The organism is Bacteroides sp. MSK.20.12 (assembly GCF_019052435.1).
GTDB lineage: Bacteria > Bacteroidota > Bacteroidia > Bacteroidales > Bacteroidaceae > Bacteroides > Bacteroides xylanisolvens.
The window spans coordinates 73,544-94,307 of record NZ_JAHQVH010000003.1 but is presented as its reverse complement, the minus strand read 5'-3'; the positions used below and the strand labels follow the sequence as shown (position 1 = coordinate 94,307).

Here is a 20,764-nt window from a genome sequence, read left to right as displayed (position 1 = left end):
TAATCAAACGTGTTAATTAAAGTATTCGGAGCGGCTGTTCAAGGGATTGATGCAACACTCATCACAATCGAAGTTAACAGCTCGCGCGGCTGTATGTTCTATCTCGTCGGCCTTCCGGATTCTGCGGTCAAAGAAAGCCATCAACGTATTATTTCCGCATTGCTGGTAAATGGCTATAAAATGCCCACTAGCAATATAGTAGTTAATATGGCACCAGCCGACATCCGAAAAGAGGGTTCAGCTTATGACTTGCCTCTTGCCATCGGATTGTTAGGAGCTAACGAAACAATCTCTTCCGAGAAGTTTTCCCGCTATTTGTTAATGGGCGAACTAAGTCTGGACGGAAGTATACAACCTATCAAAGGTGCGCTTCCCATTGCTATCAAAGCGCGCGAAGATGGTTTCGAAGGACTAATCATCCCCCAACAAAACGCACGGGAAGCTGCCGTTGTCAATCAATTAAAAGTATACGGGGTCAGTAATATCAAGGAGGTCATCGAATTCTTCAATAATGAACGCGAATTAGAGTCGACTGTTGTTAATACACGGGAAGAATTCTATCAACAACAGACGAACTGTGACTTGGATTTTGCAGATGTTAAAGGGCAAGAGAATGTAAAAAGGGCACTAGAAGTTGCAGCAGCCGGAGGGCATAACTTAATAATGGTAGGTGCTCCGGGTAGCGGTAAATCGATGATGGCCAAACGCCTTCCTTCCATTCTTCCTCCTCTTTCTCTGGGTGAAAGTTTGGAAACCACCAAGATACATTCAGTTGCCGGACAACTGAAACGCGGTTCATCATTGATTTCCCAACGCCCATTCCGCGACCCTCACCACACAATTTCCCAGGTGGCGATGGTTGGCGGAGGAAGTTTTCCACAACCCGGAGAAATCAGTCTGGCACATAATGGGGTACTTTTCTTAGATGAATTGCCGGAATTCAACCGAGGAGTGCTGGAAGTGTTGCGCCAACCATTGGAAGACCGCCAGATCACTATTTCACGCATCAAAAGTACTATCAGCTATCCGGCCAATCTGATGCTGATCGCGTCCATGAACCCTTGTCCATGCGGATACTACAATCATCCGACAAAAGCATGCGTATGCAGTCCCGGGCAAGTACAGAAATACCTGAATAAAATATCCGGTCCGTTATTAGATCGTATTGACATTCAGATAGAGATTGTTCCCGTACCTTTTGATAAGATTTCCGACCAAAGACAAGGGGAACCGAGCAGTATCATTCGGCAACGAGTGATAAAAGCCCGCCAAATGCAGGAAAGACGATATGCCGAATGTACGGGTGTCTATTGTAATGCACAGATGAACAGCAGACTGCTCGCCATGTATGCCCGACCGGACGAAAAAGGACTGGCGCTATTAAAGAGTGCTATGGAGCGACTGAACTTGTCTGCCCGAGCCTACGACCGAATCCTAAAAGTAGCCCGTACAATAGCCGACCTGGAAGGAATGGAGCAAATACGACCGAGCCATCTGGCAGAAGCTATCAGTTATCGGAATCTCGATAGAGAGAATTGGGCAGGATAATTGCAGCGAACATCATACAGAATGAAATTATTTCATCGTCAACGCTATCTTTTTTCATATATTTGTTTTACATTTGTGACAAACAAATATGAAATAAATATGAAAACATCAATCACAAGTCTTTTAATGATATTTTGTTTCAGCATACTGACCTATGCACAAACTCCTCAAGACAGAGCCACTGAATTAAAGGAACAAGCGCAGAGCAGCCTTCATCAAAAAGATTACATCAAAGCGCGTTACTTATTTAAAAAAGCATACGAAGCTTTTGCAGCCCGCGAGAACTATCCACAAGCCATCGAATGTGGCGTTCAAGCCAATGCGCTATATGTCAGAGAGAACTTCTACAAAGAAGGGTTCGAACTTTGTCGCGATATGGATCAACTTATATGGGCCGGAGAACAAAATCAGAAAAAAGTCTTTCATAACCTGCGCTTCCTCGTAAGCAAGGAGCGGTTGCAGATGTACACTGCACTCAAGAATCCGGCACAGGCCAAAATTCAACTGAACAAACTGGAGGAAACGGCCAATCTTGCCAAAAACGACTCGTTAACGGAGACATTACTATATACAAAAGCCAACTATTATTATACTTTCAATCAGAACGCACAAGGCGATGCCTGTTTCCGCAAACTTATCAGCCAATATAAGGAAAAGAAAAACTATGAAAAAGTGAGTGAGTGCTACAAGAATCTTATCGGCATCGCCCGCAAAGCCAATAATGCCCCCTTGATGGAGCGTACCTACGAAAGTTACATTGTCTGGACGGACTCCGTAAAAGCATTGACAGCTCAAGACGAACTAAATGTATTGAAGAGAAAATACGATGAGAGTCTACAGACAATACAGGAAAAAGAGGATACGCTATCTGCCAAACAGTATATTATTATAGGTCTCTGCGCCCTTGTGGTTATCCTTATAGCCGGATTAGTCATACTGGCTGTCATATTGCTGAAATTCATCGCCGGCAATCGTAAATTAAAGAAAAGCGTGAAGATAGCCAATGAGCATAATGAATTAAAAACCAAATTCATACAAAACATATCTTCGCAAATGGAGCCTACCCTGAATACATTGGCCCATTCGGCAGAAGAGCTGTTGCAGAAAGCTCCTCAAGAAGCCGGCCAGATGCAGGGACAAGTGGCCGCTCTGAAAAAATTCAGCGACGACATTCAGGAACTGTCTTCTTTAGAGAACTCATTGACTGAGTTCTATGAACTAGGAGAAATCAATGTAGGAACTTTCTGCGAAAATGTGATGGATAAGGCTAAGGAGTATATAAAAACAGAGGTTACTCCGTCGGTCAATGCACCGAAGCTTCAAGTAAAAACAAACAAGGAACAACTGGAACGTATTCTTCTCTACCTACTAAGAAACGCCGCCATCTATACCGAACAAGGACGCATCAGCCTCGAATTCAAGAAACGTGGCGCACACACGCATCAGTTTATCGTGACGGATACAGGAACAGGTATTCCGGCAGAACAACAGGAAAATCTTTTCAAACCTTTCACGGAAGTGAAAGACCTCACTACAGGAGATGGACTAGGGCTGCCGATCTGTTCACTTATCGCTGCAAAAATGAATGGTAGCCTGACGCTAGATACAGGCTATACCAAAGGAACCCGTTTTATCCTGGAGCTTCACGTGTAGGTTTTGCATATACAAGACTATTTGTATCATTAGTCCATATTTATAAAAAGTATTGTCCTTCTTCTTTTAATCTTTTACGTAAAAGAGCAATATCAATTTTGTGAACGTCATTCCTTGTCTGTTTGATAGCATGCACAGCAGCCATTCCGGCGGCTTCACCTGTCACCAGGCAAGGAGGCATGACCCGCAGACTTCCAAAAGCCTCCTCATCAGTGGAGATACAACGGCCTGCAGTTAATACATTCTTCAGTCCTTTAGGCGTCAGGCAACGATAGGGAATTCCATGCGATTCGCCTTTTTTATAACGTGTCTCTTTATGTCCCGGTTTATGGACATCAATATAGTAACAGTTACGCCCGATCTCATCTTCAAATGTCTTACGCTCCATCCAGTCTTGTACGGTGAAGATATAGTCTCCTTCTAGACGCCATAATAGCCTATTTCTAAATTATTACTTTCCCATAAAAATCTCCGCACGTCCCGGTGTGAACAACTCCCATAAGGAGGCAACAGTCCATCCCGGTGCAAAAATGTCATTATAATATCCCTTTCCATTCTTTCCGTAATCCCAACTGGTATGCTGAACGACTTCCGGATAATAACCTATCTTGGCAATACCGCACATGTGTCCTTCATAAGGCAATAGCTGCCGCATAGAAGTTGAAATCACCTCTGCAAAATTTGAAAAACGAGATTCATTATACTCTTTCGATAACCAGCGAAGTACATCGGCAAACTCAAAAACAAACACGTCAATATGATTATTCTCTACGGAAACATTTCCCCAACCACGTGTTTTCAGACCAATGTCACCTAGCATCTGCCCGGGCGCGAAAGGAACATCCCACAAATAATACCACGATAATGCAAAATAAGCGGCTTGCTTCGTCAGATCAGCATAATGCTTGTGTTCTTCTCCCTTAGTAACCAAGGAAAGATAATAAGTAGCAGTGGCAGCATAAAGCGAAGCCTCTTTATCTTCACAATTCGCATCCAGGGTAGATGAAAAATAATCCGCTTTAGAGATCAGTTCTTTTTCCAGATAATCCGCAGTTCGCTTAGCGCTATCCAGATAACGTTTATCTTTGAAGTACTCATATCCCATCACCAAAGGTAATGTAGCCGAAGGAGTACTTCCTCCACTCTTGTCTACGATAGAAAAATCATCCCGAAACTTCCGCGGAAAACTACCATCAGTATTCTGCAATTGCAGGAACATATCCAACATTTTTTTCAGCCGTTGCTCCCATTCCGAATGCTTACGTCCTTTTTCTTTTTCATAAGCCAGGAAATGAAACATTGCATAAAGCCCTTCCGATTGACGACGAATACTGTGGACCGGATCTTCAAAGTTATTGTCAAAGTTGACCGATTCCTTAAAGAAACCGGCTTCTGTAAATCCGTTCTTCAGATAACTGTCGAATATTTTAGTACTGTTAGTCTTTAAATCCTCCCGATTACATTCCCAACCATATTCCCAGGCGTTGAACGCATTAAGAAGAACACGACCTATAAAACCAACTTCCGCCTGCCCGTTAGAAATACACTGGTCCGTGCGGAGATGTATACCCGAATTATAAACCAATGGATATTTATCCACAAAACTGCTTACAAAAAATTGGCTAAGAGTTTGCTTCATATATTCAATGGAGTAAGAAGTATCTACTGGCTTGGGCAAATATGTATCATAACAATATTCCCAAGTATGCCGCACAAAATCAGAATAATCCTTAGCTTCACCTTCAGTAATTTGCCAAGTCAACAAAATCGTTTCTCCTTTTTTAAGATGCTGATAGGCTGTTACTGCCGGAGCCAATGTCAATTTACGGATATAACTTTTAGGGGCTTCTCGATAGGGAAAACCAAAAGAGAGCATAGATGCACCCTGACGATTCTCAAATCCGGTAAAGCCCAAAGAAGTTTTCCCTGAAAGAATGATTTCACCTTCTTTATGCGTAGCCAGAGCATCCATAGAGAAGTCACCCAAATGGTTTACTATCATAAACCGCTTTTCTTTCTCGCAAAAGATCCCCGTAAGCGGCGCACTCAATCTATCTTCGCGAACCAGCCAACTATCTGATGTATGAAACGAGGGAGCTTCCTTAGGAGAACGCAAATTGCGACGATACCAAAATCCGGGCATATAAAACTGACAGTTATCATGACGATAACCTGTATTTATCCATTGGCGATAGTTGAAGTAAACATTCTCTGCGGCAATAAGCTGCACCGTCAGCCGTGTACGTCCTTGCAGCTCTTCCACCTTATGAAAGACCGTCATCGGAAGTTCATCTTCCGAACGCCATTCATAATCAAAATAACTATTCTCCAACTTGTCCGGATACAGTTTGTAATCCACAGCATCATTACCCGGAACCTTTAAAGATAGCTCTACCTTCACATTTTCAGGAACATACCTTACCGCTCCCATGCAGACAGTACCAAATAAGACTGCTGCACAACCTACAAATGTCCTTAATATCATTCTCATACCTATTATATATGTTCTATTATACTTCCATTCCCATTCAAAACCTAATGAACTACCGGCCAATACACCGCATAACGTTCAAAATGAACTTTATAAAAAGGCTCCAGTACTATATCCTCAAAACCTTTCAAATTTATACCGAACTTCAATGTATTTCCTTCAAGATCAGCCTCCACGTGAGCCGAAATCTGTCCTTCAGATTCTCTGAAAGCCGGAACTTTTGCCATGTCTATCTTGTTCATTGCCGTATTATTCATCTTTCCCCAAAAAGTAGCGGGCAGATTTTCCGTTCCCATACGTCCGGCAAGCACGTAAGGTCCATATAGCAATGCGACATAACGATTGGTTCCTATTAAATTTTCCGTGTATATATGCATCGGAAGCCGTAATGTTATCACATTCTTCCGTTCCCATACTCTATCTATTACCCAATATCCATCATTACCAAGCAGGGGCTGTTCTTCCTTTCCATTAATTATGAAAGTGGCTTTATCAGTCCAGTCCGGCTTGCGAACGCGGAGAACCAGCTTCTGTTTTTTCTTTAAATTCAGCGCAAAGTCGACCTGTTCGGACTCCGGAATCCGGTTTCGCTGAATGAGTTCAACTCCGCCTTCCTTCCAAGAAAGAACCGAAGGAATGAACAAATTCACTCTGAGCTCTTTTTCTTCATGAACATTCGTCACTTTATGACTGTAAATAAACTTACCCAATTTTGCCGGGCTTTCCAAGCCGGTATGTCCACAGCACCAAAAAGAGCTGTCTCGTGAAGCATAGATACGATAATGCCCCGGCCGCATAGAAGTAAAATAACAGCACATACCTTTCACCGGATCATATGCTGACAAAATATGGTTGAACAAAGTCCTTTCATAGTATGCCGCTTTAGTCGCATCTGGCTGCTGACTGAACAGAGATTCAGTCAAACGCAACATATTTACAGAATTGCACGTTTCCGGCCCGCTAATATGGAGCATTCTCTCTATAAACTCTTTCTTGGAAAAGAAATGCTCTCCAATACTGTTTCCACCTATCACCCAAGTATGGTTTTGCGTCACAATATCCCAAAAATTAATAGCTGCAGTAAGAAAACGTTGATCACCAGTAAACATATAGTACTTATGAAAACCTGTAAATTTCGGAATCTGCGTATTGGCATGCCAGCCAAATAAAATATCCTTTCCCTCGGACAGAGGAACCCACATAGCTCGATCATTCAAACGAAGAGCCCAGCCAAGAAAGCGCTCCTGTCCTGTCAACTCATAAGCCTCGACATAAGATTCATTAATCGAACCATGTTCACAAACTAATAATTGTTGAATCTGTTCATCCGTCAGTTTGTCTAATACTTGATAGCCAAACCAATCAGCCAACCGAATCAACATCGGCAACGCTTCTTTCAAGTCACATTGGGTATATGCGGCAGCAAGTCCAAGCAACATCTTATTAATCAGATAAACAGGAGCCCAAGCACCATTGACCGTAGGGTTATTGGCCTTTATCTTCCCCGATGCCACTTCCCGGAATAGCTTTCTACCATCTTTTACCCCTAACAAAAAACCGTCTTTGCCAGCTTCCTGACAGAGTTCCAATTCTTTCAGTACATATTTCAATCGTCTTAGCAGTTCTTTATCACCTGTCGACTGATACATCATCGATACTGAAGAAAGATAAAACCCGAGAAATCCTCCTCGTAAAGGACCTGCTCCCCATACATCCTGCGATTCCCAGCCGGCATAAGGCTCAGCTTTCGACGACAACCCCGCTTCTATCCGGTAGAAATGAAGCAAAGAATCTGGATTCAGCCAAAGAAGATATTCTTTTCCTTTCTGTTGAAGAGTCTGGAAAGGGCTATCCAACAGACAAACTTCCTTCATTGGGAAATAAGCTTCCTTCTGTACAATCGCCACCGGATGATTCTGGGAGAACACCAATGTCCCTCCCAAAATCCAGCCCGACAATACCATAAACAATCTTTTTACCATTCTGTTATGATCAACCCTATCCATTTCAAACCCTTCTTTATAATTTTGGTCTCTTAGATTCGATCGAAGTAGAATTACCTTCCACCACAGGCCATCCACTTTTCCAATCAACCCTATCTAACAATAACACTCTTCCATGAGGATTGGCAACGCTCACCCCATGATACAAAATCCAATCATTACCAGCTTTATCCGTCATCAGTTCCGCATTGTGTCCTACACCGACAAAACTATTATTCTTATGAATCAGGATTTCGTGGTTGTTTTCCAACATAAGCTTCCCTTGCTTGTCCTGATAAGGCCCCCATAGGGATTTAGAACGTCCTACCACCGTCTGATAAGTACTCTTCAGTCCCTCACAGCAAGTGCCGGTAGAAGCAAACATATAGTAATAACCCTTCTTTTTATGAATATAAGTCCCTTCATAAGCGGTTCCGGCTATTTGCCTCTTCTCCGCACCCGGTTTTACCGCTAATCCGTCCTCCGTCAGTTCCACCCCATAGATTCCACGGAAACTTCCCCAGAACATATATTTCTTTCCGCCGTCCTCTATATAGAAAGGGTCGATCGAGTTCTTGACTCCGATTTCATTGCTCCTGAACATCATTCCGTGATCCTTAAAAGGCCCTTTCGGACTATCGGCGGTAGCTACACCGATCCCGCAAGTCCATTCACCACCCCAACGGGACATTGAATAATAAAGCACATATTTATTGCCGATCTTATTGATATCGGGGGCCCACAAATTTCCTTTCGGTTCGAAAGTAGGGCGTGTTTCAGGGGTGAAAGCAGTACCTACAGACTCCCAATTCACCAAATCCTTAGAGCGGTGAATCGGCAAGTTCCGGATATCTTCCGTTGCATACAGATAGAAATAGCCATCATCTCCCTTAATCACACTAGGATCGGGCAGACTGTAATTCACCACCGGATTCTTGTAAGTCTTCGCAGGACCTCCTGCCATAAGCGAGAGGCTTATGACAAGAAGCGCTTCTATTAAAACCAGTTTCTTCATATACTTATTTTCCATGTTTCTGATGGTTGCCTTCTTTTCCCAAAGCTTCTCCGAGTGCATCCAACATTCCATAACCAAAACGGTTGTCCGGCAACAAATAGTGTCCTTCCGACCATTCATTGAAACAAGCGATAGTCAGAATACGAGGTACTTCCGGATGCTTGTTCAAATACACGAAAGAAGACTGGACAAATGCCTTAAAGGAAGCTGGGTTCTCATTCTTAAAGATAGTACATGCAGGCCATTGACTGCGATTCGGCTTCTCCGGACGACTGGCAGGAGCAATATATCTCGGTGTAGAGTCCCAGCCCGGAGCTACTGCCGGAATATAAGGGATATCAAACTGACCATGATGCTCATCCCAAAGTTTGAACGCTACATCAGCCGCAACAGTTCCGTAGTCAGGCAATTCGATTTCTTTCGGTTGAAAACGACCGGCAATCCAGTCCATCGGGTTATAAGAACCAACTGTGCTATAACCTTCTTCTTTCATATTCCCACAACTGAAGCCAGTTACATGGAAATGCAGTCCTTTATGTCCCAATTTCTTGGCATAATCTGTCAGCTCGGCAAATAATTGTTTCACTCCGGCAACTCCTAATTTAGATTCCAAACGACGGGCATCCCAAATACAGATAACAGGCTTACCATCGATTCGCCAATAATTCTCCAAATGACAATAGCGGGAAATCATATAAGAAAGGCTTTTCCAACATTCTTCTTTAGAGAAGTCAGGAGCATCATAGCTAGGAGGATAAGCATTACTTCCATCTGTTTTCTTTGTCGGATATAGTACATACCAAGGATGATTAGTCCACATACAAGCAAACTTCACATCTTTTGCATTGTTAGCTTCCAGAAAACCATTCTCCAACGCTTCGTGCAAACAAGGTTTGCCGTCATACCAGTACCAGTCCCAAATCAGGACATCAATACCACTTTGCTTGCAAAGCTTATTATAAGTCTCCCAGGTGGACGGCTTACTCTCGTCCAATTCGCCTAACAAAGGAGTACGCGGCTGTTGATGTCCTTCAAACCATGGACGCGCACTTCTGATCAGATTATATTCCGTCCATCCCTGCGAATATATTTTATTATGTAAAGCTGAAGCATGGTAATTGGGGAAAGCGTAAGCAGCTACAGTCAATCCTTCGGGCTTCTTCAATAAAGCAGGGTCGCCCGCAAGTGTTTCCAAATCATCAGGCAGACGATTCACTTTTTCTTTTCCTTTTTTCTGAGCGTAAGCAGGAAGTAATCCTACAATTAGTAGGAGAACTACCAATTTTCCTATGCGATTCATTAGTTTCTGATTCATTGTTTTTTATTATATATATTTATACTTGATTCTCTTATCTGTTTGTCTCCATATTCTCATAATCCGGCTGTTCTTCTTTCGAAACACCCGACTGTTCATTCAACAACATAGCCATAGCGGAAATGCCTCTGTTTTGCCATAAATAATAAGGAACGGCTTTGAACGATACATTTTTACTCTGCACTTGCCCATTGCCAGTCAGGACGTTAGTTCCTCCCAATATCACAGGATCATAGCTTTTCTTTATATTGGAGGAAGCGGGCAATTGCATTTCTTCAAGATCAAACTCATTGTCAACCCCTTCCAGGCAATAAAGAACCGGGCCTCTCATTAAAGCCACTTTTCCCGCATTTGCCTTTATCTCACTTCCGGTATATACCCTGCGGACAGGCATATCAAAAACGACCTCTACTCTATCCCCCTTCTTCCAACGTCTATTCAAGGATAAATATCCATCCTTATCAGACAAATGTTTGATCTCCTTACCATTGACTTTCACAGAAAAAGCCCCTCTGTTCCTACCATAATAATAGCAGGAAGAAGCTATATGGACATCCTTGTTCACCCATTGAGGAACTCTTATGTTCAGGGCAACTGTAGCAGATGAGTCCCACGTAAAACTAACATTCCCATCCCAAGGGAACGCGGATTTTTGTTTTAGACTAACCCTACGCCCACTTATCATCGTGGACACCGAACTTCCTACAAATTGATTCACATATAATGCATTGTCATCCTTAGCATAAACCCAGCGTCCAATCCCCGTAATAAAACCCGGTAACTTTGAAGGACAACAGAACAGATAACTCTGTCTTACCCCTGAATGAGCGCTTTTACGCTTTTCTTTCCCTATGTTGATTTTATTGGTATAGAAATAGGACTTACCATCCAGGCTTATTCCGGAAAGCGCACTATTATACATTTCTAATTCTACCAAATCGGCATACTGTGTCTTGCCGTAGAACAAACCAAGCCTATAATTCCATTGTCCCTGAGCGATATTGGAACAGCATTCGCTGTAAGTAGGCAAAATTGGCAAATCGCAACTGTTCCCATGTTGTTCGTCATGAGCTCCATTGCCAATGCCGCCATGGATATACATTTTGGTTCCGACCACATCCTCCCACAAGCTATTAACTGCCATTATCAAGTCTTTCGCACCCGTAGCCCGACAAACATCCGTCGTCCCCGTATACATATATGTTGTCTCAACACAGTGACCAAAAGCTTTACGCTGTTCATGAAGAGGTTTCGAATTCTCTTCTCTATTAATATCCACAGGACGCGAACAACTGACATAGCGACATAACTTATTCGCGGTATCCAGATATTTCTTATCACCCGTAATCTCATATACTTTCATCAAGCCTATCTCCACTTCCGGATGATCGGCATGTCTTTTTATCTTTTCATCTGTAAAAATAGCGCAAATCAAGTCAGATAATTTAATAGCCACTTTCAACAACCGGTCTTTACCCGTCCCTCTATAATATGCGACTCCCGCTTCCATAAGGTGTCCCGCACAATATAACTGGTTATATGCAAACGGCCATTTTGAGTTTACAGAGTTCCACTGATTTTCTATTCCAAAGCCGAATCGCTTAATTTGCCTCATTTCCGGACTGGGAGCCGCGGGGTGATCGAAAGTAAGCATATACTGAGTATGCAAATATCCTGTTGGAGACTGAGCGGCAGCAATATCTTCAATAATAGAATCGATACGTTGTTCCAAGGCCTCATTTTTCCTGTAAGCGAACGAATATCCGGCCGCTTCTATCAACTTGTAGATTTCTGAATCCGGAGCATTAAAGATACTTAGCTTCCCAGACTTTTTTCCAGCTACAATCCTGAAATTGTCAATTTTCCCTTGTTTCTCCGCCATGTCCAGCAGAAAAGGAATCGTTACTTCCTGAACAGTCTGAATACGTTTATTCCAAAAATCATCATCAATATTGACCTCATTAAATTCTACCGCCGATAATCTCGAATATGGATATGGGCTGGCACTATCACCCTTCTGTGAATAAGAATTCAAGAAGCATAATAATAAAATGAGCGAACAATAATATCTTTTCATCACTTTTTATTCTTGTATTTATTACCAAATACAGCTTTTACAGCTTCCAAATAAGAGGTTCCATTCACCATATCCGGTTCCAAATAGCTACCCTCCGTCCATTCATTCCAACAGTTGATATTCAAAATACAAGGAGAATCCGGATCATTCAGCAAACGTTCTTTTGTCATCTGCAATGCTTTCTTAAAGTTCTCCGGAGTATTATTCCCGATTGTATTGGTGTAAGGATATACCTGGTTCCCTTTCCACGGCTTGTCCTGGTTCGTTCGTGGGGTAGGATCCCAGCCCATCGTCACATTCGGATAATACGGAACGTGATAGGTATTTTTCGCTTTCTCCCAATGAGCGAAATACTGGTCCCGCACATAATTGTAGTCCGTTTGCGGTTTGTCTAGCCACGCATGGTGAATCCACACATATGAAGTTGCAGAATCAAACCCCAACACTTTAATCAGAGACGGGATATCTTTCGGAGCATCTTGTCCCGGAAGAATCGGCATTCCCCACGCAATCAGGTTCCAATGAATCCCTTTCAAGCCTGCCTTTACCGCTTTTTCACGAAGTTGGTCCATCGCCTTACGCGTAGCCTCCAGAGAGCCGAAACTTTCTATGAACCGATGAATGTCATAGATTGAGAAATATGCTTTCCCGTCTATTTTCCAATAGTTCGGCTGTGTAAAATAGTCCCGGATCAGCTCATTCCCGATTTTATCGAAACTTTCGGGAGTGACCTTTCCAGAATACAACCAGTCTTGCTTTTCACCCAGTGTATATGGATATAAATCTTGCCAGTTATGATTCGCCCACATAAGAGCAAATTTTATCTTCCGGCAGTTTTTCGCTTGCAGGAAGCCCTCATCCAGACAGCGATTTAGAAAAGGCTTTCCATTATAATTATACCAGTCGAAAATAAATACATCAATGCCATGATCCACAGCCATTTGTATTTTTTTCTTCATTACTTTCGGGTCCTTTTCATCAGTATATCCCCATGCCGGAACATTCGGTTGATGATGTCCCTCAAACCGAGGTTTAGCTCGCTTCACCAGCTCCCATTCAGACCAATTCTCCCAATGCTGATTACTAATACGAGGATCATTCTTGCTTCTAGTATGATAATTAGGGAAATAATAGGATGCCACCACTATATCTTCCAAACCATTAGCCTCGCCTACAGTTGCTTCCTTTTGAGCTAAAAGGCACAAAACATTCAACAACACCACAAAAAAGAAGAATAATCGTTTCATCATATTACCTACATTAAGATTACTGACGCAAAAATAAGCCCTTCTTATCACATAAGCTAAGATAAATATCCCAATAAATAAAAGAAACGTCCCAAGGATTTCCTTTTTTACAACTGTATTCGGCCTTCAAACCTCTTCGGAGCAAATATCTATGCTCCGAAGAGATAATTATCTATAATATTACTTCTATTCTACCGGCACATTATCCTCCGCACCAAAATAACCAATATTTTGATTAATACGTCCTTGGGTATTCGAGGTTATAGCTGTCAAAGGAACCGGCCAAAGTACATGATAAGGTTTCATGACAAACGCATTAGTTGAATAAAAATACTCCTCTGCAAAGAAATTATTTTTCTCCATCATACGATCGTAATACCAGTTTTTCTCTGAAAAATTATTTAAAGAATATCCATCCTTACCTAATTGGGCTTTCAAGAAAGCAATACGAGTTAACTCTACTTTCCGATGTTCCTCTATATATAATTCTCTTGCCCTTTCGTCCAATATATCATCCAAAGTAACCGAAGGCAATTCCGGTGCTTTTGCACGACGGCGTATTTCATTCACGTCCTCTTTTGCTCCCGTAGCGTTTCCTAGCCAATAATATGCTTCCGCTCTCATCAGATAGGTTTCTGCAAGACGGAATACATACTGATCCGTAAATCCGCCGGTCGGAGTTTTGCCTTTATTTATATCATCTTTATAAATCAAAGTTTTCACTGTTGGAAATGAAAAATAACAGCGCATCGTATCAGTTACAAAAGCTCGTTGCACGGGTGTACCGAAATACGTTCCACTACCTCCTTTAGACGCCGGACGATTGTATGTAAGGCGTGATATATCAAACCAGTTATTCTCATTATGTCTTAAATCATCTCCACACTTGCCCCAAATGGCATATTGCGAATAGTTTGTAGGACGAATCTTAGCTATGCCACGCCCTAACTTCTCTACCCATTCATACCCATCATAAGGTGCAGCGTCATATGTAGTACCTTGTTTTCCATCGGGGGTTCTCACAGCCGCACCATTACACCAATAGGGTACAAAGTTACGCATACGATTCGAGCCTTTAGGAGCAACATTCCCTTCCACTTCATACCGTTCCTGAACTACAAAAATACCTTCTTTGTTTTCTGAGGCACTAATATTGTCTTCCTGAAACAAATCATTAAACACATCTAAAGTCGGGTCTGTCGCATTTACTCCGAAACGTTCCTTCATCAAATGCAACCCATAATCATTGATACATCTGGTGGTAGCATTTACTGCAAGTTGGAAATCTCCCGTACAAAGATATATTTTCGCTAACAAATGCTCTCCCGCAGCCCTACTCACACAACCTGGTTTCACATTTTTCGGAAGCCATTGTACCGCAAACTCCATATCGGTTTTCATTTGCTGCAAGATCTTCATTCTGGAAGCAGAATAGAAGTCCAACTTCGGTTCGGTTACCTCTTCCAGAATCAAAGGTACATCGCCCCACTGATTGACTAACAAATAATACCAATATGCTCGATGAAAGTATCCTTCAGCCAGTAATTCATTCTTGTCAGCCTCATCCTTGATAGTTGATTTCGGTATACGGCTGATCAAAGTATTTGCATACTTAATGCCATTCCATGCCAAATCCCAATAGCGAAGATGCAAGGCCATCGATGTATTGGGCGTCAATTGGGTTTCCAAGTTATGTATCTCCTTCACCGCAGGAGCTCCCATTACAGAAACATCAGACCATGCATATTCATATACCAACGGAGTTTCACAATAACCGGCATTAAAAGCATCACCAAACCATTCCCACTTTATCTGCTTACGTGAAGTTACAAGTAGGGCTTCAAGGCCCTCCTTATCTAAAAAGGTGTTCTCCGGAGCAAAAAACGACAACGGTTCCGGTTCAAGATCAACACATGATGACAGATTCGCAACCAACAAAGAGGTTGTCAAACATTTTATTATATTTTTCATTGTTTTCATCTGAATATATTTCTTCTGTTCTACAAATTACAAAGTCACATTCACTCCCAATGTCCAAATACGGGGACAAGTACCCATATTCTCAGGATCGTAATAGTCCCACTTAGTCAAGACAAATGCATTATCTACATTCAAGCTGACTTTAAGATTCTCAATTGAGAATTTCTTCAAAAGGGTTTTCGGGAAAGTATAAGCCAAAGAAACATTCTGCAACTTGACAAAATCTCTTTTCTTGAAGATCTTGACACTCGGATTACCACAGTTAGCCCCCAAGCGGGCATATTCATTATTGGGCTTCCAAGGAGTCCAGTATTCCGTCATAATAGAGTTTGAACGGTCAAAGAAACGGTTATCTTCATTCCTACGCAAATTATCTTCTCCCAAATAGTTGAATTCCCCACGAAGTACAAATGAGAAGTCCAGACAATTGAACAAGTTCAAATCACTACGCAATGACATACGGTAACGCGGCGTTCTTGATCCCAACCAAACTTTATCCTTTTCTGTAATCTTACCGTCATTATCAAAGTCCTGTAATTTAGGATCTCCCGGTTGTTTTCCATACTTTTTAGCTTCGGCCTCTTCTCCCAGTTGCCAAATACCTATCCATTTATAGTAGTAAATATCTTTAATACCATGCCCTATATACCAACCATTTTGTACATCATCATCCTCACGTTGGCCTATTACATTGCCAGCCTCATCTTTCACATCCACCATTTTTCCATACAAATGCTTGATTGTATTTTTATTCGTAGAATAAATAAATGTAGTAGTCCAATGTACTTTTTTCGGGATATTGACATTCACACTTGTCAAAGTCAATTCTAATCCTTTATTATCCACCTGCCCCAAATTAACAATGACCTTATCATAGCCTGTAATAGTAGGTAATGAACGATCTACAATCAAATCTGATGTCTTATTATAATACATATCCAGAATACCACTTAAACGACCATTGAATAAGCCAAAATCCAATCCAATATTAGTTGCACGAGTTCTTTCCCATTTTAACTTATTATTAGACAGGTTATTGGTCCATACCCCTTTCACATTCTCTCCATCAATGATTGCATCTGTCACATTCAACTTGGAAAGGGCAGCATAACGTCCAATATCTCTATTACCATTCTCTCCCCAAGAAAAACGTAATTTAAGATTATCAATAATCTTAAGTTTCTTAATAAAAGATTCTTCTGACATACGCCATCCTAATGCAAATGCCGGATATGTACCATATGGATTCTCAATCCCAAAAGCTGAAAATCCATCCCGACGTACCGAGGCTGTTAATAGATAACGATCCATCAATGAATAATTCAAACGCCCTAACAAAGCATTGCCCGTCTGTACTTCATCATTGGTTACTATAACAGGATTGATACCTGCTTTCAAATTATGAAAGCCCAAAACGCCACTAGGAACAAAGCCCGAGTTAGAGGCATTCGTATTCCAGAACTGATATTTCTCAGCACTATATACAAATGTAGCATCAAAATTATGGATACCCGCAATTGTATAATTCCATTTTAACATATTGTCAACCACCCACTCGTAGTCAGAATATTCATCGCGGCTAGCTTCTCCTCCCTTGGAGATACTAGGTCTTTCATCCGATTTATAATAATACTGTTTTCTCCAGCCATAGCGGACATTAAAATTAGTCTGGTAACTGATTCCATATGGAAGTGCTAGTTTGGCATAGATTGTTGAATTCAGGGTTTGTGTTTTATAAAACTTCCTATCAACAGAACCCGTTAATAAAGGATTTACAATTCTAGCGTCATCTGTCGGATATTTCTTCAAACTACCATCTTCTTCATACATACTGGCGTAAGGGCTCATCACATCAGCATTACCTGTATCAGCTACTATATCCTTATTTCCACGATCTGCAAACTGGGCAGCCAAACCGACTTTCAACCATTTTGTTATATCTGTATCCAGATTTACTCGGGCTCTTACCGTCTGGAAGCTATCTCCCACTTTATAACCTTCATTATTAGTATATCCTAATGAAGCATAATAATTAGTTCTTGACGATTTCCCGGAAATTGACATATTGTAATCTTGTCTCAAACCAGAACGATAGACTTGATCCCGCCAGTCGACAGTCCTTCCTTGCTTATAATTCTGGATTTCGACATTAGACAACTGAAGACGAGTTAACCAAGTCTCCACATAATCGCCAGAAAAAGAAGGATCATATGCGGCCCATTCATCCATTGTCACTCCTTCTGGAAGACTATAAGGATCGTCATAATAACCAACTCCTTTCTGATCCGCGCTTGGCTTAAAATAATCCAGCGTCTTCCAATAATCGGCACGTCTCTGTATATACTGCCTAGGTGTAGGAAGGTCAGGAATATCTAATAAAGTGGCTACCCCGATTTTGGCACTAAGGTTGATTACAGGTTTCTCTGTTTTTCCCCTTTTCGTATTAATCATAATCACACCAGCAGAACCTTTAGAACCATAAACAGCCGTAGAGCTAGCATCCTTCAGCACATCCATACTCTCTATGTCATTTGGATTGATATCACTAATATTACCATAATAAATATTACCATCCAAGACAATCAAAGGAGATGTAGACGCAGTTAAAGAAGCCGGACCACGTACCTCAATTGTTCCTCCTCCAGAGGCGTTATTATCTACGCTGATATTTACTCCCGCAATGTTCCCTTTCAGGAAATCGACTGCGTTAGTAGCTACCTTCGTCTCCATCACCTCTTTTCCAATATGCGAGACAGACCCTGTCACATCTTTCTTCTTCATTGTACCATAGCCTACTACCACAACTTCATCAAGTAATTCTGTATCTTCCGCTAACTCAACATCAAGTTTTGTCGTATTGGCATCAATTGATTTTTCCATTGTTTTATATCCAACGAACGAAAATACCAAAGTAACCTTTTTACGAGGAATCTTCAAAGAATAGCCACCGTCCATATTAGAGATTGTTCCTAAAGTCGCATCTCCCTTAACTATCACATTTACCCCAACCAGAGGCTCACCGGATGTATCTTTTATAGTTCCAGAAATACCCCTAACCGCTTGGGCCTGAACATACATTGTAGAAATCAAGAACAACAATAGTAGCTTGACTCTACCATTCACAAAATTTCTAAAAAAATTTGTTTTCATAATATTAATTTATTAATATACTTAAAAAGTGATTATTTATCAACTTTCGTTAATGCAAAATTAAGCAAAGTACCATTTTTATTATAGAAGAAAAATCTCATAAAAGAATAAAAACGTCTCAATTTACCTTTATAAAAAAGAAAAATAACATTATTCAACCAATAAATAAGTTCAAATTCCACTTTCCTAGAAATTAGACCACATTTGATTTATATCTACGCAATGCTGGAAAAACGGTTCTTATTAAGAGCGGAATATTAAAACGGGTAGGAAAGGCTATTATTTGTATGGATGAGAAGAAGAACTGGCGAAAACGGAGCATTTCCACCCACTCGAACGGTTCAATCCATTCACTTTTGAGCCAAATATCGGCTTGAAATTGGCTTAAAAAACGGAGCATATCCGTTCAGTTTTGCCAAAAACGCCGAAAAACGGCCTAAAAAACGGAGCATTTCCGTTCACCTGTTGCATCACCTATTACTGGAGCTCAGGAATCACACGGAAAACGGAGCATATCCGTTCAGTCAGGGAAACTCAAGTCGCTAACACCAAACTATTTGCGACCGAAAAACGGAGCATGTCCGTTCACAAATTCCCCTGAATGACAGCCTGCTCACAAGAAACGGAGCATGTCCGTTCACTTTTCAGCTCTTTTCATGTATATTGTATGAGCATCGAATCTAACATACAATATACAGCCATGGCAGGAAAGACTAAAGAAATGAGCCAGATTAAGCAATTACTGCTCCTCAAGAAGGAGGGTGTCTCCAACCGCAAAGCAGCCGAGATTGTCGGCATCAACAAGGAGACCGCAAACAACTATGTACGTAAGGCCTGTGCGGATGAACTCGGCATAGAAGGCCTTCTCAAACTCGACGACCCCGTGCTTGAGCATCGTCTCAAGGGCGGCAATCCTGCCTACTCTGACCAGCGCTTCGAGATCTTCAAGGATCTGCTGCCCTATCTCCAGGAGGAGATGAAACGCAAGCATATGACACTGAAGCTCCTTTGGGAAGAATATGTCTCGGAACATCCCGATGACCACTACAGTCTCACACAGTTCCGTTACCATTACAGCCAGAACACGGAGGCGAAGAAGGAGTCATCCTCCACCATCCTTGCCGACATGCGGACGGGAGGCGAGAAACTGTTCCTGGACTTTACCGGTGACACGATGGGCTACATCGACAGGGAAACCGGTGAGGTGGTACAATGCCAGGCCTTCGTAGCGACACTTCCGGCAAGCGACTACGGCTACCTGCTCTTCATCCCCTCGCAGCGTACGGAAGACTTTGTATATGCCATCACACAGTGCCTCAAACACTTGGGTGGAGTACCGAATATGCTCGTACCGGACAATCTGAAGGCGGCAGTGGTAAAGACGGACAGGTATGAGCCGTCCCTGAACAGGGTGCTTGAGGACATGGGCAACCATTACGGTACCGTCGTGGTGCCGGCACGTCCCGTGCATCCGAAGGACAAGTCCAACGTGGAAGGAAGCGTAAGGCTCGTCTATATGCGTGTCTTTGCAGAACTTCGCAACGAGACGTTCTTCTCCATGGAGGAACTCAACGCAGCAGCTGCTGCCAAGATGCAGAAACACAACCAGAAACGCATGCAGAAGAACCCATACACCCGTGAAGAGCGTTTCTTGGCCATAGACAGGCCCAACCTCAGGCCGCTGCCTCCCACGGATTTTGAAATCGTCTCCTACACTGACCTCAAGGTAGCCTCCAACTGCTGCATCTATCTGGGAAGAGACCAGCATTACTATAGCGTGCCCTACCGGCACATCTCAAAGACTGCACATGTAGCTTACACACGCACACTCGTGAAGGTCTATGTAGAGGGAGAGCTCGTCGCCACCCATACAAGAGATTACAGCAGAGGCCGGTACACCATCGTGGAAGAGCATCTCGCGAGCAAGTCAAGCGAGTACAGGGGACTGAGCGCGGCTAAATACATAGAGCGTGCGGGGAAGGCATCGAAGGAACTCGGCGATGTCGTGCGGCACATCTTCTACAACTCCGGTATGCCGCCAGAGACACACTACAGAACGTGTGACGGGCTGCTCAACTTGCAGCGAAGTACAGACCCCATCCTCTTCCGTACGGCATGCGAGACGGCACTCCGGTACGGACGTTGCAACTACGGGTTTATCCGCTCGCTTATCGAAAGCAGGTGCGCGGGAGTGTCTCAGTCAGAGAATCTTATCTCACCTCCTGAACATCAGAACATACGCGGACGTGAACAGTTTAGATAACCACAGAATTATAGAATCTTTATACATTAACCCATCCAAAACA

General features: G+C 42.3%; 11 protein-coding genes and 1 pseudogene. 3 read left to right on the top strand and 9 right to left on the bottom strand.

The genetic code is table 11. The annotated features are described in order from the left end of the window. Positions 1-9: 9 nt before the first annotated feature. Both KTR06_RS02495 and KTR06_RS02490 read left to right on the top strand, forming a co-directional pair. Positions 10-1,548, top strand: a complete 1,539-nt coding sequence (locus KTR06_RS02495; protein WP_087322160.1) for a YifB family Mg chelatase-like AAA ATPase — start codon at positions 10-12, stop codon at positions 1,546-1,548. A gap of 99 nt (positions 1,549-1,647) precedes the next feature. Continuing rightward, positions 1,648-3,201, top strand: a complete 1,554-nt coding sequence (locus KTR06_RS02490) for a HAMP domain-containing sensor histidine kinase (RefSeq protein WP_049702209.1) — start codon at positions 1,648-1,650, stop codon at positions 3,199-3,201. A gap of 40 nt (positions 3,202-3,241) precedes the next feature. Here the strand turns inward: KTR06_RS02490 and KTR06_RS02485 are convergent. The 9 genes and pseudogenes from KTR06_RS02485 to KTR06_RS02445 all read right to left on the bottom strand — a co-directional run. Then, positions 3,242-3,628, bottom strand: a pseudogene (locus KTR06_RS02485) (FAD-dependent oxidoreductase); the annotation flags it as partial. Positions 3,629-3,652: 24 nt separating this feature from the next. Beyond that, positions 3,653-5,692 (bottom strand): hypothetical protein, encoded by a 2,040-nt coding sequence (locus KTR06_RS02480; protein ID WP_217289935.1) that lies wholly within the window; start codon positions 5,690-5,692, stop codon positions 3,653-3,655. A 44-nt stretch (positions 5,693-5,736) separates the two neighbouring features. Then, positions 5,737-7,656 (bottom strand): beta-L-arabinofuranosidase domain-containing protein, encoded by a 1,920-nt coding sequence (locus KTR06_RS02475; protein ID WP_371745211.1) that lies wholly within the window; start codon positions 7,654-7,656, stop codon positions 5,737-5,739. A gap of 55 nt (positions 7,657-7,711) precedes the next feature. Then, the gene (locus KTR06_RS02470; protein WP_217289952.1) at positions 7,712-8,689 is read right to left on the bottom strand and encodes a family 43 glycosylhydrolase; all 978 of its coding nucleotides are present in this window, start codon (positions 8,687-8,689) and stop codon (positions 7,712-7,714) included. Between the two features lie 4 nt (positions 8,690-8,693). Then, positions 8,694-10,004, bottom strand: coding sequence for a glycoside hydrolase family 99-like domain-containing protein (locus KTR06_RS02465; protein WP_217289933.1), 1,311 nt, complete (start codon positions 10,002-10,004; stop codon positions 8,694-8,696). 34 nt (positions 10,005-10,038) lie between these two features. Further along, positions 10,039-12,081 carry a glycoside hydrolase family 127 protein gene (locus tag KTR06_RS02460; RefSeq protein ID WP_217289932.1) on the bottom strand — a complete coding sequence of 681 codons (2,043 nt, stop codon included), beginning with the start codon at positions 12,079-12,081 and terminating at the stop codon, positions 10,039-10,041. Next, positions 12,081-13,331 carry a glycoside hydrolase family 99-like domain-containing protein gene (locus KTR06_RS02455; protein WP_217289931.1) on the bottom strand — a complete coding sequence of 417 codons (1,251 nt, stop codon included), beginning with the start codon at positions 13,329-13,331 and terminating at the stop codon, positions 12,081-12,083. The genes KTR06_RS02460 and KTR06_RS02455 overlap by 1 nt, the downstream gene beginning before the upstream one ends. A gap of 183 nt (positions 13,332-13,514) precedes the next feature. After that, a complete protein-coding gene (locus tag KTR06_RS02450; RefSeq protein ID WP_217289930.1) occupies positions 13,515-15,308 on the bottom strand; it encodes a RagB/SusD family nutrient uptake outer membrane protein in 1,794 nt (597 codons plus the stop codon). Positions 15,309-15,335: 27 nt separating this feature from the next. After that, the gene (locus KTR06_RS02445) at positions 15,336-18,458 is read right to left on the bottom strand and encodes a TonB-dependent receptor (RefSeq protein WP_217289929.1); all 3,123 of its coding nucleotides are present in this window, start codon (positions 18,456-18,458) and stop codon (positions 15,336-15,338) included. A gap of 700 nt (positions 18,459-19,158) precedes the next feature. On the opposite strand from KTR06_RS02445, the gene istA reads away from it, so the two are divergent. Further along, the gene (gene istA / locus KTR06_RS02440; protein WP_254306387.1) at positions 19,159-20,721 is read left to right on the top strand and encodes an IS21 family transposase; all 1,563 of its coding nucleotides are present in this window, start codon (positions 19,159-19,161) and stop codon (positions 20,719-20,721) included. The last annotated feature ends 43 nt before the right edge of the window (positions 20,722-20,764 follow it).